15 protein-coding genes are annotated in these 17105 nt (G+C 71.0%); 3 read left to right on the forward strand and 12 right to left on the reverse strand.

The window, feature by feature from the left end; all coding sequences use genetic code 11:
- Positions 1 to 52: 52 nt before the first annotated feature.
- Positions 53 to 520: a ribonuclease E activity regulator RraA gene (gene rraA, locus QE381_RS09585; RefSeq protein WP_307217653.1), complete on the reverse strand. Its 468-nt coding sequence runs from the start codon at positions 518 to 520 to the stop codon at positions 53 to 55.
- A 173-nt stretch (positions 521 to 693) separates the two neighbouring features.
- On the opposite strand from rraA, the gene QE381_RS09590 reads away from it, so the two are divergent.
- Positions 694 to 1275 (forward strand): nitroreductase family protein, encoded by a 582-nt coding sequence (locus tag QE381_RS09590; RefSeq protein ID WP_307217654.1) that lies wholly within the window; start codon positions 694 to 696, stop codon positions 1273 to 1275.
- 124 nt (positions 1276 to 1399) lie between these two features.
- On the opposite strand, the gene QE381_RS09595 is transcribed toward QE381_RS09590, so the two are convergent.
- The 3 genes from QE381_RS09595 to QE381_RS09605 form a co-directional block, all read right to left on the reverse strand.
- A complete protein-coding gene (locus QE381_RS09595; protein ID WP_307217656.1) occupies positions 1400 to 3607 on the reverse strand; it encodes an ATP-dependent Clp protease ATP-binding subunit in 2208 nt (735 codons plus the stop codon).
- A gap of 290 nt (positions 3608 to 3897) precedes the next feature.
- Positions 3898 to 5148 (reverse strand): glycosyltransferase, encoded by a 1251-nt coding sequence (locus QE381_RS09600; RefSeq protein WP_307217657.1) that lies wholly within the window; start codon positions 5146 to 5148, stop codon positions 3898 to 3900.
- Between the two features lie 6 nt (positions 5149 to 5154).
- Entirely contained in the window at positions 5155 to 6357 is a 1203-nt protein-coding gene (locus tag QE381_RS09605) for a glycosyltransferase (protein ID WP_307217659.1), read from the reverse strand.
- A gap of 128 nt (positions 6358 to 6485) precedes the next feature.
- On the opposite strand from QE381_RS09605, the gene QE381_RS09610 reads away from it, so the two are divergent.
- Entirely contained in the window at positions 6486 to 7079 is a 594-nt protein-coding gene (locus QE381_RS09610; RefSeq protein ID WP_307217661.1) for a hypothetical protein, read from the forward strand.
- Between the two features lie 59 nt (positions 7080 to 7138).
- On the opposite strand, the gene QE381_RS09615 is transcribed toward QE381_RS09610, so the two are convergent.
- The 7 genes from QE381_RS09615 to QE381_RS09645 all read right to left on the reverse strand — a co-directional run bounded on the left by QE381_RS09615 (position 7139) and on the right by QE381_RS09645 (position 14994).
- Positions 7139 to 7552, reverse strand: coding sequence for a MarR family winged helix-turn-helix transcriptional regulator (locus QE381_RS09615; protein WP_307217663.1), 414 nt, complete (start codon positions 7550 to 7552; stop codon positions 7139 to 7141).
- A complete protein-coding gene (locus tag QE381_RS09620) occupies positions 7542 to 8990 on the reverse strand; it encodes an MFS transporter (protein WP_307217664.1) in 1449 nt (482 codons plus the stop codon). The genes QE381_RS09615 and QE381_RS09620 overlap by 11 nt, the downstream gene beginning before the upstream one ends.
- Positions 8991 to 9155: 165 nt before the next feature.
- Positions 9156 to 9599: a heat shock protein transcriptional repressor HspR gene (locus tag QE381_RS09625; protein ID WP_307217667.1), complete on the reverse strand. Its 444-nt coding sequence runs from the start codon at positions 9597 to 9599 to the stop codon at positions 9156 to 9158.
- A 112-nt stretch (positions 9600 to 9711) separates the two neighbouring features.
- Positions 9712 to 10698, reverse strand: coding sequence for a DnaJ C-terminal domain-containing protein (locus QE381_RS09630; RefSeq protein ID WP_307217669.1), 987 nt, complete (start codon positions 10696 to 10698; stop codon positions 9712 to 9714).
- Positions 10699 to 10707: 9 nt separating this feature from the next.
- Positions 10708 to 11304, reverse strand: coding sequence for a nucleotide exchange factor GrpE (locus QE381_RS09635; RefSeq protein WP_307217671.1), 597 nt, complete (start codon positions 11302 to 11304; stop codon positions 10708 to 10710).
- A 9-nt stretch (positions 11305 to 11313) separates the two neighbouring features.
- Complete coding sequence (dnaK, locus tag QE381_RS09640) at positions 11314 to 13191, reverse strand: molecular chaperone DnaK (RefSeq protein ID WP_307217672.1); 1878 nt, start codon at positions 13189 to 13191, stop codon at positions 11314 to 11316.
- 153 nt (positions 13192 to 13344) lie between these two features.
- Positions 13345 to 14994 carry a BCCT family transporter gene (locus QE381_RS09645; protein ID WP_307217674.1) on the reverse strand — a complete coding sequence of 550 codons (1650 nt, stop codon included), beginning with the start codon at positions 14992 to 14994 and terminating at the stop codon, positions 13345 to 13347.
- Positions 14995 to 15089: 95 nt separating this feature from the next.
- On the opposite strand from QE381_RS09645, the gene QE381_RS09650 reads away from it, so the two are divergent.
- Positions 15090 to 16502 carry an MFS transporter gene (locus tag QE381_RS09650; RefSeq protein WP_307217676.1) on the forward strand — a complete coding sequence of 471 codons (1413 nt, stop codon included), beginning with the start codon at positions 15090 to 15092 and terminating at the stop codon, positions 16500 to 16502.
- 18 nt (positions 16503 to 16520) lie between these two features.
- On the opposite strand, the gene QE381_RS09655 is transcribed toward QE381_RS09650, so the two are convergent.
- Positions 16521 to 17060, reverse strand: coding sequence for a MarR family winged helix-turn-helix transcriptional regulator (locus tag QE381_RS09655; RefSeq protein ID WP_307217678.1), 540 nt, complete (start codon positions 17058 to 17060; stop codon positions 16521 to 16523).
- Between the last annotated feature and the right edge of the window lie 45 nt (positions 17061 to 17105).

The following is a 17105-nucleotide window of genomic DNA, read 5'->3' on the forward strand; positions in this document are numbered from 1 at the left end:
GCGGGCCTCAGCCGGCGGTGACGCCCGGCACGCGGCCGCAAGGAGAACCCCGTCAGCGCTCGACGAGCACGCCGTCGGCGTCCGCCCAGACGTGAGCCCCGGGCGTGAAGACCACACCGGCGATCTCCACCGGCACATCGACCTCGCCCACGCCGTCCTTGGCGCTCTTGCGCGGATTGGAGCCGAGCGCCTTGACCCCGATCGGCAGCGCGCCGATCGGGACGCGGTCGCGGATCGCGCCGTGCACGATGATCCCCGCCCAGCCGTTCTCCACCGCCGAGGCCGCGATCAGGTCGCCGACGAGAGCCGACTCCAGCGAGCCGCCGCCGTCGATCACCAGCACGGCCCCGCCGCCCGGCGTGCCGAGCACCCTCTTGACCAGGGCGTTGTCCCGATGACAGCGAACCGTCCGCACCGGCCCGTGGAAGGCGACATGGCCGCCGATGTCGTGGAACTGCAGCGAGAGGGAGTCGAGCTCCTCTCCACGTTCGTCGTAGAGGTCGGCGGTCGCGATCGTCATGGGCCCACGCTAGCGAGCGGATGCGGCGGCGCACCCGGATCGCCGGGGTGAACTTCGCCGACATTTCCGTTTCTCCGCAAGTCCTCGCAGGAATACTCGGGCAGGCCATCGGCTTTTAGGCTCTGGGCCGATGGCGTCCCGCTTCCGCATCCACGAACAACCAGGAGGCCACCATGCCTGACACCCTCGACCGCGTCGCCGTCACGGACGCGCCCATCCTCGACGTCCTGTCGCAGCGCTGGAGCACCCGCGCCTACGACAGCACGGCACCGATCGACGAAGAGGCGCTGCGCGCCGCGCTCGAAGCCGCCCGCTGGTCGCCCTCGGCCTACAACAACCAGCCCTGGCGCTTCATCGTCGCCCGCCGCGGCACCGAGACCCACGCGAAGATCGTCGAGTCCCTCATCGAGTTCAACCAGGCGTGGGCCGCTCCCGCCGGCGCCCTCGTCGTGTTCATCGCCGAGACCTCGCGCGAGGGCCGCGAGTTCCCGTCCGCGCTCTACGACCTCGGCCAGGCGGCTGCCCACTTCACGGTGCAGGCTCACGCGAACGGCCTCTACACCCACCAGCTGACCGGCTTCGACGCCGACGCCGTGGCCGCCGCGTTCGAGCTCGACGACACGCTGCGCCCGTTCTCCGTCATGGCCGTCGGCGCGCACGGCACGATCGACGACGCCCCCGAGTTCGCGCGCGACGGCGAGAGCGCCCCGCGCGTGCGCCGGCCGATCGCCGAGTCGGTCCTCGTCGACGACTGACCGCATACACCCATGTCCCGCTTCTGACCGCTGCGCGCATCCGCGCGCGGTCAGAAGCGGGACATGGTGCGTTGGGAAGCGGGACATGATCCGCGTCCGCGGATCGTGAGGTGACAGGTGGGCGTCAGTCGTCGAGCAGCTCGGCCTCGATCACCTCGTCGTCCGACGACGACTCGGCCGACTCGGTCGGCCCCTGGCTCGTCAGCACGAGCTGCGAGCCCGAGGCATCCACGTCCACCCGCACGACGTCGCCGTCGCGCACACCGCCGGAGAGGATCGCCATGGCCAGCCGGTCCTGGATCTCGGACTGGATGAGGCGGCGCAGCGGCCGCGCGCCGTACACCGGGTCGTAGCCGCGCTCGGCCAGCCACGCGCGGGCATCCGGGGTGACCGCCAGCGTCAGGCGACGATCCTTCAGCCGGCGCTGCAGCGCGTCGACCGACAGCTCGACGATCTGCGCGAGGTCGTCCTCGCTCAGCGCCTGGAACATCACGATGTCGTCCAGCCGGTTGAGGAACTCGGGGCGGAACGCCTGCCGCAGCAGCACCTGCACCTGCTCCCGCTTCTGCTCGGCGGTCAGCGTCGGGTCGATGAGGATCGGCGAGCCGAGGTTCGAGGTGAGGATGAGGATCACGTTTCGGAAGTCGACCGTTCGGCCCTGGCCGTCGGTCAGCCGCCCATCGTCCATGACCTGCAGCAGGACGTCGAAGACCTCGGGGTGCGCCTTCTCGACCTCGTCCAGCAGCACGACCGAGTAGGGACGCCGACGCACGGCCTCGGTCAGCTGACCGCCCTGCTCGTAGCCGATGTAGCCGGGAGGGGCGCCGACCAGACGTGCGACGGAGTGCTTCTCGCCGTACTCCGACATGTCGATGCGGATCATGGCGTGCTCGTCGTCGAAGAGGAACTCCGCGAGCGCCTTCGCCAGCTCGGTCTTGCCGACGCCCGTCGGCCCGAGGAAGAGGAACGATCCGGTCGGCCGGTTCGGGTCGCTGATGCCGGCGCGGGAGCGGCGCACCGCATCCGACACGGCCTTCACGGCCTCCTTCTGGCCGATCAGGCGCTTGCCGAGCTCCGCCTCCAGGTGCACGAGCTTCTCGGTCTCGCCCTGTAGCAGGCGACCCACCGGGATGCCCGTCCACGCGGCGATCACCGCGGCGATGTCCTCCTCCGTGACCTGGTCGCCGACCATGCGCTCGCCGCTGGACTCGGCCCGTTCGGCCGCCGCCACCTCGCGCTCGAGGGCGGGGATGTCGGCATACAGCAGCCGTGAGGCGCGCTCGAGGTTGCCCTCGCGCTGCGCGCGCTCCGCCTCCACGCGGGCGGCGTCCAGCCGGGTCTTCAGGTCGCCGACGCGGTTGAGGGTCGCGCGCTCCTGCTCCCACCGGGCCTGCAGCTCGGCCAGGCGCGCCTGCTCGGCTGCGAGGTCGGTGCGCAGCTTCTCGAGGCGCTCCTTGGACGCCGGGTCCTTCTCCTTCTTGAGGGCGAGCTCCTCGAGCTTCAGCCGGTCAACGTGGCGACGCAGCTCGTCGATCTCGAGCGGGGCCGAGTCGATCTCCATGCGCAGCCGCGAGGCGGCCTCGTCGATCAGGTCGATGGCCTTGTCGGGGAGCTGCCGAGACGGGATGTAGCGGTTCGAGAGGGCGGCCGCGGCCACGAGCGCGCCATCGGCGATCGCGACCTTGTGGTGCGCCTCGTAACGCTCCTTGAGGCCGCGGAGGATCGCGATCGTGTCCTCCACGCTCGGCTCGCCGACGTACACCTGCTGGAATCGGCGCTCGAGCGCCGCATCCTTCTCGATGAACTCCCGGTACTCGTCGAGCGTCGTCGCGCCGATGAGGCGCAGCTCGCCGCGCGCGAGCATGGGCTTGAGCATGTTGGACGCGGCGACCGAGCCCTCGCCGCCGCCCGCACCCATCAGCACGTGCAGCTCGTCGATGAAGGTGATCACACGGCCGTCGGACTCGGTGATCTCCTTGAGCACGCTCTTGAGACGCTCCTCGAACTGTCCGCGGTACATCGCTCCGGCGACGAGGGCCGAGATGTCGAGGCTGACGAGCTCCTTGTCCTTGAGCGACTCGGCGACGTCCCCGGCGACGATGCGCTGGGCGAGACCCTCGACCACGGCGGTCTTGCCGACCCCGGGCTCGCCGATGAGCACCGGGTTGTTCTTCGTCCGCCGGGTGAGCACCTGGCTGACGCGGCGGATCTCGCTGTCGCGTCCGATGACGGGATCGAGCTTGCCCTGGCGGGCCCGCTCGGTGAGATTGATGCCGAACTGCTCGAGGGCGCTCTGCGCCTCCTCTTGTCCGGGCTGTTGCGTGGCGTTCATGATCCTCCGAGGGATATGCGATCTCAAACCTGAGTCGCGATGGCTCAAGTTTAGCACCGCCACCCTCCTCGCACCAGGGTCATCTCGAGAGCTGGACGTTCCTCACGATCTCCGGGCACGGACCGGTGCGACGGCTGCCGTGGCCGCGAGAGACCGTCGCCCCGCCCCCATTCGTCGGATCCTGTCGACGTGCGCGGCCATCGGCGCCGCCGGCGCGATCCTGCTCACGGCGGCGAACCCGGCCGGCCGTCGATCCCGCCTCCGCGGACGCACCTCGTACGACGGCGAGGTCACCGAGCGGCGAGCACGCTCTCGTACACCGCGAGCATCGCGGCGGTGCGAGACGACTGGCGGAATCGCGACGCGACCATCGGGTCGGGCGTCGGAGCGGAACCGGCGGCGATGTCGGCCACGGCCCGCCGCAGCGTCACGGCGAGCGCGGCGACCGAGCCGTCGGCCGTGCGCCAGACGCCCGCGCCCAGCTCGTCCGCGATGTCGGGATCGCTCACGACGGCGGGCGTGCCGAGCGCCGCGGCCTCGAACACCGTCATCCCCTGCGTCTCGAACCCGATCGAGGTCTGCACGACGGCGTCGGCCGCCGCGATCCGCGCCAGCGTCTCGGCGTAGGGCAGGCGTCCGGCGAACACGACGGATGCCGTGGGCCGGCGCCGCGCCATCAGGCGCCGCGCGGCGCGCAGCTGGCCGCCTCCGCCGATCACCTCGACATCCGCGTCGACGCCGGAGCCCGCGACCGCCTCGAGGAACGGCAGCAGCCGCTTCTCCGGGCTCATCCGTCCGATCCACACGAGCCGGGGCCGCGCGGGACCCGCCGGGCTCGTCGCGGTCACGGCGTCGAGCAGACCGTCGTCGATGCCGTTCCACACGACGTCGACGACGCCGCATCCGTGATCTCGCAGGCGCCGTGCGAAGTGCGACGAGGGCGCGGTCACCGCATCCGACCGCTCCGCGAACCGCCGGAGGTAGGCCCAACCGTCGCGCGCCGGCGTCGCAGCGTCACGCGGATGTCGCACCGGATCGGCCGGATCGTGCGACGTCGGCGCGATCCTGCGACCCTCCCGCGGCGGCACACCGCGCAGCTGCCGCGCCGCCCACGCGTCCAGCGCCCGCAGCACGAGAGACGGCGCCGGCGTCGTCGCCCGGATGCCGACATCCACCCGGTTGTGCATCGTGTGCACCACCGGGAGCCGATGCCGCGCCGCGAACCGATGGCCGATCAGCGCCCCCCAGAAGTCGGCCTGGACGTGCACGACATCCACCGGCGGCCGGCCCGCGAGGGCCGCGTCGAGCCAGCGGTCCGTCCGCCGCCCCGGCCACGCGAGCCCGTACTCGCCGTCGAGCGTCACCGGGATGCTCGGCAGGTCGAGGTAGGCGGGGTCGCTCGCGTGGGACGCACGGGTGCGCGGCGCCACGATCGTGACGGTGTGCCCCGCCCGCTCCAGGAACCGCCGCTGCAGCCGCATCGACACCTGCGCGCCCCCCGAGGACTCGGCGTGCTGGTCCCCGAAGAAGACGACGTGCACGGCGGCTCAGTCCGGCAGCGGTTCGCCGCGGTAGAGCGCCTCGAAGGTGTCGAGCGTGCGCTGGATGTCGTGGACCGTGACGCCGTCGAGCGAGGCCTGCTGCATGCGGCGGTACTCGTCCTGATCGGCCGTGAGCACGTCCGTCAGCCGCGCGGCGAGCTCCTCGACGTCGCCCGGCGTGAACAGGTAGCCGTTCTCGCCGTCGTGGACGAGGTGCGGCAGGGCCACCGCATCGGCGGCGATGATCGGCAGGCCCGAGGCCATCGCCTCCATGGTCGCGATCGACTGCAGCTCGGCGATCGAGGCGATCGCGAACACGCTCGCGCGGCTGTACAGCGAGCGCAGCTCCTCCTCGGAGGTGTGCCCGTGGAACCGCACCCGGTCGGCCAGGCCCAGCTGCTGGGTGAGCTCCTCGAGCGACTTCCGCTGATCGCCGCTGCCGACGACGTCGAAGGTCGCCTCCAGCGCCGGGTCGAGCGCGGCCAGGGCCCGCAGCACGACATCGATCTGCTTCTCCGAGGTGAGACGCCCCACGAACAGGATGCGGTTCGACTCCCGCGGCGACAGGTTCGGCGTGTAGTTCGCCTTGTCGATGCCGCAGCTGATCGGGATGACGCCGTGGATGTCGATCGTCGCCTCGAGGAAGTCGGCCGCCTTGCGGGTCGGTGTCGTCACCGCACGCGTGAGGTCGAAGGTCTTCTTCGCATCGTTCCAGGCGAACGCCACGAGGTACTTGTTCAGCCGCTCGGGCAACGTCGTGAAGTCGAGGATGTTCTCGGCCATGACGTGGTTCGTGGCGATGACGGGGATGCCGCGCTTGCGCGCCTCGCGCGCCAGCCCGCGGCCGATCACGATGTGGGACTGGATGTGCACGACGTCCGGCCGCACGGAGTCGAGGATGCGGCGCGCATAGGGTCGCGACATCCACGGCAGCACGAACGTGAGCCAGTCGTGCGGGGGCCAGCGCCACGACGGGAGCCGGTGCACGGTCATCTCCTCGCCCTCGACGACTTCGCGGAAGGTGCCGTGATTGCGGTGGCCGGCGCTCGGCGCCACCACGTGCACGTCATGCCCGCGGGCGACGAGGCCGGCGGCGAGACGCTCACCGAAGCGCGCGGCACCGTTCACGTGCGGCGTGAACGTGTCGGCGCCGATGAGGATCGTCAGCGGCGGACGGGACGGATCATTCGGGGTCGCGGGGGAAGTCACGGGATGGTGGCTGCCTATCTCTGCGGCGTTCGCGGCGGGGTGTGCGCGGACTCATCCACTCTAACCCGTCCCTCCGCGCAGCCTCGGAGGCCCCGCCGTGCACGCCGCGTCCGGCTTACGCTGGGGTCATGCTGCGACTGCACGCCGACGCCGATCCGGAGCGGTGGATCCCCGTGACGGGCTCGCTCGGCCTCCGCGGACGACGACACCGCAAGAAGGCGATCGGGATGCTGCTCGCCCGGGGGAACGCGGCTGTCGGCGCCGAGCCGCGGTCCGGGAGCCGGTTCGCCGCGTGGGCGGCGAGCCAGGCCGCACCCCTGCTCATGCGGCGCGCCGACGGACGCGTGCTCGTCTGGATGTGGAAGTCCGACCCGGAGCTCGTCGTCGTGCTCGCGCAGGTGCAGGAGGCGACCCCGCAGCTGCGCGCCGCGCGCGCCATGATGCCGATGGAGTACGACGACACCGAGGCGTTCCGCACGCCGCACCTCGGCGCGGGCGAGAAGCTCGTGGTCGCGCTGCCGCCGGACCCCGCCGCATCCCCGTTCGCGACCTACACGTGGGATCTCGGCACGCACATCGTGAGCCTGCATGCCGTCGGCGGCGATCGGGAACGGTTCGGCCTCGCCGTCGCCGAGGTCGAGCGGATCGCGCAGACGCTCCGCGTGGTCGACGATCTGCAGATCGGCGAGGCGGGCGAGGTGCTGCGGCTGCCGCCGGCCTGATCGGGCCGGAGCGCCCGCAGTCCGGGCGTTCTCGCCCCGCCCCCGCGCGATGCCCGCCGCTACGGGCGGAGCAGGTCGATGATGCTCTTCAGCTCGGCGGGCGTCGCGCGCCGCAGACGGTCGGGCGGCGGATCCTCGACGGCCCGCATCCGCTCCAGCACCTCGCGACCGGCGTCCGTGATCCGCACCCGCTTGACGCGGCGGTCGTGCGGCGCGCTCTCGCGCACGACGTAGCCCCGCTCCTCCAGCGCACTGACGGCGACCGAGGTGGCCGGCGCATCCATGCCGGCGCTCCGCGCGAGCTCGCCGAGCGAGCGCGGCTCGTGCTCGACTCGGCGGAGCACCCGCACACGGGTGAAGGGCAGCCCGGTCGCCTCGCTCACCGCGCGGCGCCACTCGTCGCGCTCCTCGAAGACGGCGGCGACCATGGCCTGCCAGGCCTCGCGGAGCAGCTCCTCCTCGTCACCGGGCATCGACGGCCTCCTCCTGGATGAGCCGGCGGGCGACGCTCTCGGCGGTCGCGCGCCCCCAGCGCGACGTCGAGACCACGGCCAGCGCGAGGATGGCGACGGCGAAGCCGATGACCCAGCCCCACATGGCGTGCATCGCCTGCGGGAAGCCGGCGTCGACCCCCGTGACGGCCACTCCCGTCACGCTCCCCGCGAGCGCGACCCCGAGGCTCATGCCGACCTGCCGGCTCGTCGAGGCGATCGCACTCGCGGCCCCCGCCCGATCGCGCGGCATCCCGGACACGGCGGAGTTGGTGATGGGCGCGTTGATCATGCCGAAGCCGAATCCGAAGACCGTGATGATCGCGATGATCGCCGGGATGGGCGTGTCCGCGTCGATCAGCAGCATGAGCACGGCGCTCACGAGCAGCGCTGCGCCGGCCAGGAGCAGCGAGGGCCGCGCGCCCCAGCGCGCCACCGCCCGCCCGGACAGCGGGGAGCAGATCAGCATCGCGAGCGCGGGGGCGACCAGGACACATCCCGTGGCGAAGGCGCTGAGCCCGCGGACCTGCTGCAGGTAGAGCGAGAAGAGGAAGAGGAACGCGCCCCACGAGGCGAAGGCCGCCACGGCCACGAGGGTCGCCGCAGAGAAGGGGGCGCTGCCGAAGAAGCGCAGGTCGAGGAACGGGTGCTCGCGGCGGCGCTCCCAGGCGAGGAACGCGAGCAGGGCCACGAGCGCGACGGCGAACACGAGAAGGGTCTGCGGCGCGGCCCAGCCGGCGACCGGTCCTTCGATGAGGCCGTACACGAGCCCCGCCAGCACGAGGATCGCGAGCACCTGGCCGAGCGGATCGAAGGCGCGCGCGGCGGCCGAACGCGACTCCGGCACGATGAGCGCCGTGAGCACGATCGCGAGGAGACAGATCGGCAGGTTGACCCAGAACACGGCCCGCCAGTCGACCGCCTGGATGAGGATGCCGCCGACGATCGGCCCGAGCGCCATCGAGACGCCCACGATCGCCCCCCAGACCCCGATCGCGCGAGCCCGCTCGGCGGGCTTGACGAAGGCCTGAGTAATGATGGAGAGCGCGACGGGGTTCAGCATGGAGCCGCCGACGGCCTGGAGGGCGCGGGCGCCGATGAGCACCTCGATCGACGGGGCGAGGCTGCACAGCAGCGAGCCGAGCGCGAAGACGACCAGGCCGATCTGGAAGACGCGGCGCCGGCCCCACCGGTCGGCGCTCGCGCCGGCGAGGATCAGCAGGCTCGCGAGCACGAGCGTGTAGACGTCGACGATCCACTGCAGCTGCGAGACGCTGGCGCCGAGCGCCGAACGGATCGACGGGAGGGCGACGTTGACGATCGTGGAGTCCATCGTCACGATGAACAGGCTCAGGCAGCAGGTGGCGAGGATGGCGACCTTGCGGCGGGCGCTCAGCTCGACGGCATTAGTTGCGAACACGCAAAGATTGTAGATCCACAATCATTTTCGCGCGACCGTTCTGCGGGGATTCTCCCCGACACGCCGAGCGGCACCGGTCGACGACGGCGCGTCGCACACGATCCCCGCCGTTGCGGACGGGCGGCCGAGGCGGGGTCGGCACGGGCGGAGCCGGGATGCCGCGGCTCACTCGGCGGGCGGGATCTCCCGGCGGGGCCGCCACACCACGACATCCGTCGCCCGACGCACGCGAGTGCCCGAGCGCAGCGTCACGACGGCGCCCGTCGCCCCGGCGGCGAACACGCGGGCGCCGGGCCGGCGGTCGAGCTCCTCGCGCATGCGGGCCTCGAGGTCCTGCACCCGGCCGTGGAGCTCCCGCACCCGGTTCTCCAGCTCGATGATGCGCGCGATCGCTGGCAGGCTCATGCCGTCCGCGGAGAGCCGGCTCACCTCGCGCAGCTGCGCGATGTCGTGCACCGAGTAGCGGCGCGACCCGCCCTTGGTGCGGGCGGGCACGACGAGGCCGAGGCGATCGTACTGGCGCAGCGTCTGCGCGTGCATGCCCGACAGCTCCGCCGCCACCTGGATCGCGAAGATCGGCGCATCCTCGTCGACCGTGTCATCGCTCACGGCTCCCCCTCCTTGCGTCTCGTCCTGCGGCCGCATCAGGACCATCGGCCGCAGCAGGCGCCCCCGACGCCACCGCGTCCTGAACCGGCGAGATGTCCTGATCCGGCATCTCTCAGCTCCGGGCCTTCGCCATCAGCTCGGCCCGCGGGTTCTCGTCGGGCTCCACCTCACGGAAGCGCTCGAGCGCCTCCTTCGCCGGCCCGTCGAGGTGGGTGGGCACGACCACCTGCACCTCGGCCAGCAGATCACCGGTCCCCTTCTGGGTCTGGATGCCGCGGCCCTTGACGCGCAGCACCCGCCCGGACGGCGTGCCCGGCGCGACCTTGAGCCGCACCGGCTCGCCCTCGAGGGTGGGCACCTCGATCGTCGCCCCGAGGGCGGCCTCGGTGAAGGTCACCGGCACGGTCACGCGCAGGTTGAGACCGTCGCGCTGGAACACCGGATGCGGGCGCACGCTGACCTGCACCACGATGTCGCCGTTCTCCCCGCCGTCTTGCGAGGGCCGGCCACGTCCGCGCAGGCGGATCTTCTGCCCGTCGGCGACGCCCGCGGGGATCTTGACCTTGAAGGGCTTGCCGTCCTCGCCCTGCAGGGTGATCGTCTCGCCCTTGGCGGCGGTCATGAAGTCGAGCGTCGTGCGCGCCGTGACGTCGGCACCGCGGGTCGGGCCGCCGTAACCGCGGTAGCCGCCGGTGGGCTGCCCGAACCGTCCGGAGCCGAAGCCACCGCCCTGCCCGAACATCGAGAACAGGTCGTCGTAGTCGGCGGACTGGTAGCGCGCACCGCCACGGCCCTGTCCGAACATCGAGAACACGTCCTCGAAGCCGCCCGCACCCTGGCCTCCCGCCGTGAAGCGGGCACCCGATCCCATCGCGCGGATCTGGTCGTACTCCTGCCGCTGCTCCGGATCGCTCAGCACGGCGTAGGCCTCGCTGATCTCCTTGAACTTCGCCTCGGCGGCCGCATCGCCCGGATTGGAGTCCGGGTGATACGTGCGCGCGAGCTTGCGGTACGTCTTCTTCAGCTCGGCCTCGGAGACGTCCTTCGAGACGCCGAGCACCGCGTAGAAGTCCTTGTCGAACCAGTCTTGACTGGCCACGTCCGCCTCCTAGTCCGCCGGCACGGCGACGACGACCTTCGCGGGGCGCAGCTCCACCGCGCCGAGCCGGTAGCCGACCTCGACGACCTCCAGCACGGTCGCCTCGGTCACGCCGGGCGTCGGCTGCTGGAAGATCGCCTCGTGCTGCTGCGGGTCGAACACCTCGCCCGCGGCGCCGTAGGACACGAGTCCCATCCGCTCGGCCACGCCGCGCAGCTTCTCGGCGATCGCGGCGAAGGGCGTCCCCTCGGGCAGGTCGCCGTGCTTGGCGGCGCGGTCGAGATCGTCGAGCACGGGGAGCAGCCCCTTCGCGACCGAGCCCTTCGCGCGCTCGATCTCGATCTCGCGCTGCTCCTCCGTGCGGCGACGGTAGTTCGCGTACTCGGCCTGCAGCCGCTTGAGGTCCAGCAGCAGGTCGTGGTCGGCGGCATCCGCCTCGGCGGTGGCGGCCTCGTCGGTCTGCTCCGTGCCGAGGATGTCGTCGATCGTCAGCTCGTCGTCCCCCTGCGGGGACGACCCGGCCGCGCCCTCGGGGCTCTGAGAGCCCCGAGGGTCGACCGGGTCGTCATCGCGAGGGACCTCGTTGTCGAAGTCCTTGTCGGTCATCTGCTCGTCTTACTTCTTGTTCTTGTCGTCTTCGTCGTCGACGACCTCGGCGTCGATGACGTCCTCCTCGGGGTTCGGCACGGAGCCGTTGCCCGGATCGGTCGCCGACGGGTCGGCCGGCTGGCCCTGCGCCTGCGCCGCCTGGTAGATGGCCTCACCCAGCTGGCCCTGGCTCTGGCTGAGCTTGTCGAACGCGGTCTTGACCGCGTCGTCGTCCTCGCCGGCCAGCGCCGCCTTGAGGGCGTCGACATCCGCCTGGACCGAGGTCTTGACCTCTTCGGGGAGCTTGTCCTCGTTGTCCTTGATGAGCTTGTCGACCGAGTACGAGAGCGTCTCGGCCTGGTTGCGCACCTCGGCGGCCTCGCGGCGCTTCTTGTCCTCGGCGGCGTGCTCCTCGGCCTCGCGCACCATGCGCTCGATGTCCTCCTTGGGCAGGGACGACCCCCCCGTGATGGTCATCGACTGCTCGGTGCCGGTTCCCTTGTCCTTCGCGGACACGTGGACGATGCCGTTGGCGTCGATGTCGAACGTGACCTCGATCTGCGGGATGCCGCGGGGAGCCGGCGCGATGCCGGTGAGCTCGAAGGTGCCGAGCGGCTTGTTGTCGCGGGTGAACTCGCGCTCGCCCTGGAACACCTGGATCGCGACGGACGGCTGGTTGTCGTCCGCCGTCGTGAAGGTCTCGCTCCGCTTGGTCGGGATGGCCGTGTTGCGCTCGATGAGCTTGGTCATGATGCCGCCCTTGGTCTCGATGCCGAGGCTCAGGGGGGTCACGTCGATCAGCAGGACGTCCTTGCGCTCGCCCTTGAGGACGCCGGCCTGGAGGGCCGCCCCCACGGCGACGACCTCGTCCGGGTTGACGCCCTTGTTGGGCTCCTGGCCGCCGGTGAGCTGCTTGACGAGCTCGGAGACCTGGGGCATGCGGGTCGATCCGCCCACGAGCACGACGTGGTCGATGTCGCCGACCTTGATCCCGGCCTCACGGATGACGTCGTCGAACGGCTTCTTCGTGCGGTCGAGGAGATCCTTGGTGAGGTCCTCGAACTTGGCACGCGTCAGCGTCTCGGACAGCGACACCGGGCCGGACTCGGTGAGCGAGAGGTAGGGCAGGTTGATGCTCGTCGAGGTCGAGCTCGACAGCTCCTTCTTCGCCTGCTCGGCGGCCTCCTTGAGGCGCTGCAGCGCGATCTTGTCACCCGAGACGTCGACGCCCGTTGTCTGACGGAACTGCGTGATCAGGTAGTCGACGACGCGCTGGTCCCAGTCGTCGCCGCCGAGCCGGTTGTCGCCGGCGGTCGCGCGCACCTGGATCGTGGAGAAGTCGTCGTCCTTGCCCACCTCGAGCAGCGAGACGTCGAAGGTTCCGCCACCGAGGTCGAAGACGAGGATGAGCTCGTCCTCCTTGCCCTTGTCGAGGCCGTAGGCGAGGGCCGCGGCGGTCGGCTCGTTGATGATGCGGAGCACGTTCAGGCCCGCGATCTCGCCGGCTTCCTTGGTCGCCTGACGCTCGGCGTCGTTGAAGTAGGCCGGGACCGTGATGACGGCATCCGTCACGCTGTCGCCGAGGTACTGCTCGGCGTCGCGCTTGAGCTTCTGGAGGATGCGGGCCGAGATCTCCTGCGGCGTGTACTGCTTGCCGTCGATCGGCTGGGTCTTCCAGTCGGTGCCCATGTGGCGCTTGACCGAGGTGATGGTGCGGTCGACGTTCGTGACGGCCTGACGCTTGGCGGTCTCACCGACGAGCACCTCGCCGTCCTTCGTGAACGCGACGACCGAGGGCGTGGTGCGGAAGCCTTCGGCGTTCGTGATGACCTTCGGCTCGCCGCCCTCGAGGACGGCGACGACGGAGTTCGTCGTACCGAGGTCGATTCCAACTGCACGGGGCATGGGTGTTTCCTTTCGGTGAGACAGTTCTATGAAAGCCTGAGGGTTGAGTCTGCGCGACTCAACTTCGATGGCTTCCACATTACTGCGGCGGCACCGTGGCGTCAAGTGAACTTGACACGCCTCCTATCAAGTCCACGGACCGCGCGGACGCGGTCATCGTCGTCGCCGGTGCCAGCTCGGCAGCCGCACACCCCGCTCGTTGCCGGACTCGACCTCGAGACCGTAACGCTCGCCGATGTCGTCGACGAGCCGCGCGCGCATCGCCCGGTCGTAGAGCCGTCGTTCGCGGCGGAACGCGATCACAGTCGACCAGCAGATCAGCAGCATGACCACGCTGAAGGGGAGCGCGATCGCGATCGCGGCGGTCTGCAGCGCCGTCAACCCGCCGGCGAGCAGCAACGCCACCGCCAGCACGGCCGTGGCGAGCGTGAAGAACACACGCACCCACCGACGCGGCTCGGTGTCGCCGCCGGTGGCGAGCATCGCCATCACGAGCGCGCCGGAATCGGCCGAGGTGACGAAGAAGATCGCGATCAGGAGGATGGCCCCGACCGTGAGCACCTGGCCCGCCGGGAGATGGGCGAACAGCTGGAACAGCGCGCCCTGCAGATCGACGGTCCCGTCCGGCAGGAGCATCGAGCCGGGCTCGGCGAGCTCCTGGTACAGCGCCGAGCCACCGAGCACGGCGAACCAGAGGATGCCGACGAGGGTCGGCACGATCAGAACCCCCAGGACGAACTCGCGCACCGTCCGCCCCCGGCTCACCCGCGCGATGAAGATGCCGACGAAGGGCGCCCACGAGATCCACCACCCCCAGTAGAACGACGTCCACGCGGCCTGCCACTGCTCGCCTGCCGCGCCGTTGAACGCACTGACGGTGAAGCTCAGACCGATGAAGTTCTGCAGATAGGCGCCGATCGACTGGACCCACTCGCGCAGCAGGTACTCCGTCTGCCCGACGGCCAGGACGACGACGAGGAGCACGCCGGCGAGCACGAGGTTGAACGTCGAGAGCCACTTCATGCCGCGCGCGACGCCGGAGAGGACCGAGAACAGCACGAACAGCGTGATCACGCCGATGATGACGATCTGGCCGAGGGTGTCCGGCGACCCGAGCCCCGCACTCGAGAGCCCGGCGCCGATCTGCATCACCCCGAGACCGAGCGAGGTCGCGACACCGAAGACGGTGCCCACCAGCGCGACCGTGTCGATCAGGTTCCCCCAGGCGCCGTAGACGCGGCGGCCGAGCAGCGGCTCCAGCGCCCAGCGGATGGAGATGGGCCGGCGACGACGGTGGATCGCGTACGCGAGCGCGACCCCGATCACGACGTAGATCGCCCAGGCCTGCACGCCCCAGTGGAGGTAGGTCTGGGTCAGGGCGCTCTGGGCGAGCTGGGCGTCGGTGCCCGTGACGCCCGGACGCGGGGAGACGAAGTGGCTGAGCGGCTCGCTCACGCCGTAGAACACGAGCCCGATGCCCATCCCCGCGGCGAACAGCAGCGAGAACCAGCTCCCGAGCGAGAACTCGGGCTCATCCTCGTCCTTTCCCAGTCTGATCTCGCCGAACCGGCTGAAGCCGAGCACGAGGGCGAACGCGACGAAGAACGCGGCGATCAGCACGTAGTACCAGTTGAAGGCCCGCACGATCGCCGCCTGGATCGTGGCGAACGTGGTCTCCGCAACCTGGGGGAACAGGACGCCGAACGCGGCGACGAGCACGATGACGGTCGCCGCGGGCCAGAAGACCCATCGGGCCAGAGGGCGGGCGGCGAGGGGATCTGCGGCCGGGGAGCTCTCGGTCATCGTTCCAGGCTAACCACCGCACGGCCGCGGGATAGTCTGACCTCGCAACGACGCACGCCACCCCGCGTTCACCGAAGGGACCTACCGTGGCCGACATGGAGTCCGCCCCGTCCGCAGAAACGACGCCTCCGCCGACCGCCAACACCGGCGCACTCCGGCCGATGGGCGCCCTGTTCCAGGAGTCCTCGCCGGAGCGGAGGGTGCCGCGCCGTCAGGTCGCGTCCTGGGCGCTGTGGGACTGGGCGACGCAGCCGTTCAACTCCGTGCTGCTGACGTTCGTGTTCGCCTCCCTGTACCTCGTGTCGGACTCGTTCCTGCCGGCCGACATCGCCGCGCTGCCCGCGGACGACCCGGTGCGCGAGAGCGCACTGGCGGGGCTCGCGAGCGACTACGGCCTCGCCTCGACCGCGGCCGGCATCCTGATCCTGCTGCTGGCTCCCGTGCTCGGTCAGACCGCGGACCGCTCGGGGCGCAAGAAGCGGTGGCTCGGGGTCTTCACGGTGCTGCTGGCGCTCCTGCAGTTCGCGCTGTTCTTCGTGCACGCCGACCCCGCCTACTTCTGGTTCGGGGCCGTCGCGATCTCGCTCGGCGCCGTCGTGTCCGAGATCGCCGGGGTCAACTACAACGCAATGCTGGTGCAGGTCTCCACGCCGCGCACGATCGGGCGCGTCTCGGGACTCGGCTGGGGACTCGGCTACATCGGCGGGATCCTCGCGCTGTCGATCGTGGTCGCCCTCACGTTCGTGGACTGGTTCGGCCTGGACACCTCCGACGGCCTCGCGTATCGGCTGATCGCGGTGGGCTGCGGCGTGTGGACGATCGTGTTCGCGATCCCCCTGTTCGTGAACGTGCCGGAGGCCCCGGCACCCCCGGGCGCCCGCCGAGTGGGGTTCTTCGCAGGCTATGCGGAGCTCGTGCGCGATGTCGTCGCCCTCTTCCGCGCCCACCGTCCGACCTTCTGGTTCCTGCTGGCGAGCGCGATCTACCGCGACGGGCTGGCGGGGGTCTTCGCCTTCGGCGGCATCCTCGCGTCCGTCGCCTTCGGGTTCTCGCCGACCGAGGTGATGGTCTTCGGCATCGCGGCGAACGTCGTGGCCGGTGTCTCGACGATCCTGGCGGGCCGCCTCGACGACCGGCTCGGCGCCAAGACGGTGATCGTGATGGCGCTCAGCGGTCTGATCGTCCTGGCCACCCTCCTCTTGATGTTCCAGGGACTCGGGAAGCCGGCCTTCTGGGTGGGCGGCCTGCTCCTGTCCGCGTGGGTCGGCCCGGCACAGGCGGCCAGTCGCTCTCTGCTCGCGCGCGTGACGCCGGCGGGGATGCAGGGAGAGATCTTCGGGCTCTATGCGACGACCGGCCGGGTCGCCAGCTTCATCTCACCGGCGATGTGGACGCTCTTCATCGCGCTCTTCGGCTCCACGATCTGGGGCGTCGCCGGCCTCGCGCTCGTGCTGCTGGCCGGGCTGGTGCTGCTGATCTTCGTCCGGCTCCCCGCCGCTGCGCGCTGACGTCGTCCCGCGCGGGGCTCAGCGCGGCCAGGCGGCGGCGAACTTGGTCAGCAATCGCGCGAACTCGGCGCGCTCGGCGTCGGTGAAGTCGGCAAGCGCCGTCGTGACGGCCTCCCGCCGAGCCCCCCGGAATCGGCCCACGAGCGCGCGCCCCTGATCCGTCAGGGCGATGCGCGTCCGCCGCGCGTCGCCCGGATCGGCCTCGCGGCGCACGACCCCCGTCTCGACACCCTGCTGCACGAGGCGCGAGGCCCTCGGCTGGTCGACCCCGACCGCCTCGCCGATCTCGCTGACGGACAGCGGGGCGGATGCCGCGGCCAGCGCCTCGAGCATCCTCAGGCGTGCGGGCCCGCCGAGCCGCTCGCCATCCGGTGCCCACGGCGGCGCCGGGTGCTCGGCCCAGCGGCCGTGTCCGGGGCCGAGTCCGTGTCGCCCGCGACCGTGATGCGGCGCCCCGGCGTCGTCCGGTCCCGATGGACGACGCCGCCGCCGGAGCTGCGACAGGGCGGCGAAGATCTGCTCGACCGCATCGGTCGGCCCGCTCGCGGAGGAGTCCATGCCCTCCAATTTACATGTGAGTTGACATGAGACTCGAATACATGT

The sequence above is a fragment of the Microbacterium sp. SORGH_AS_0888 genome, from assembly GCF_030818905.1.
Lineage (GTDB): Bacteria > Actinomycetota > Actinomycetes > Actinomycetales > Microbacteriaceae > Microbacterium.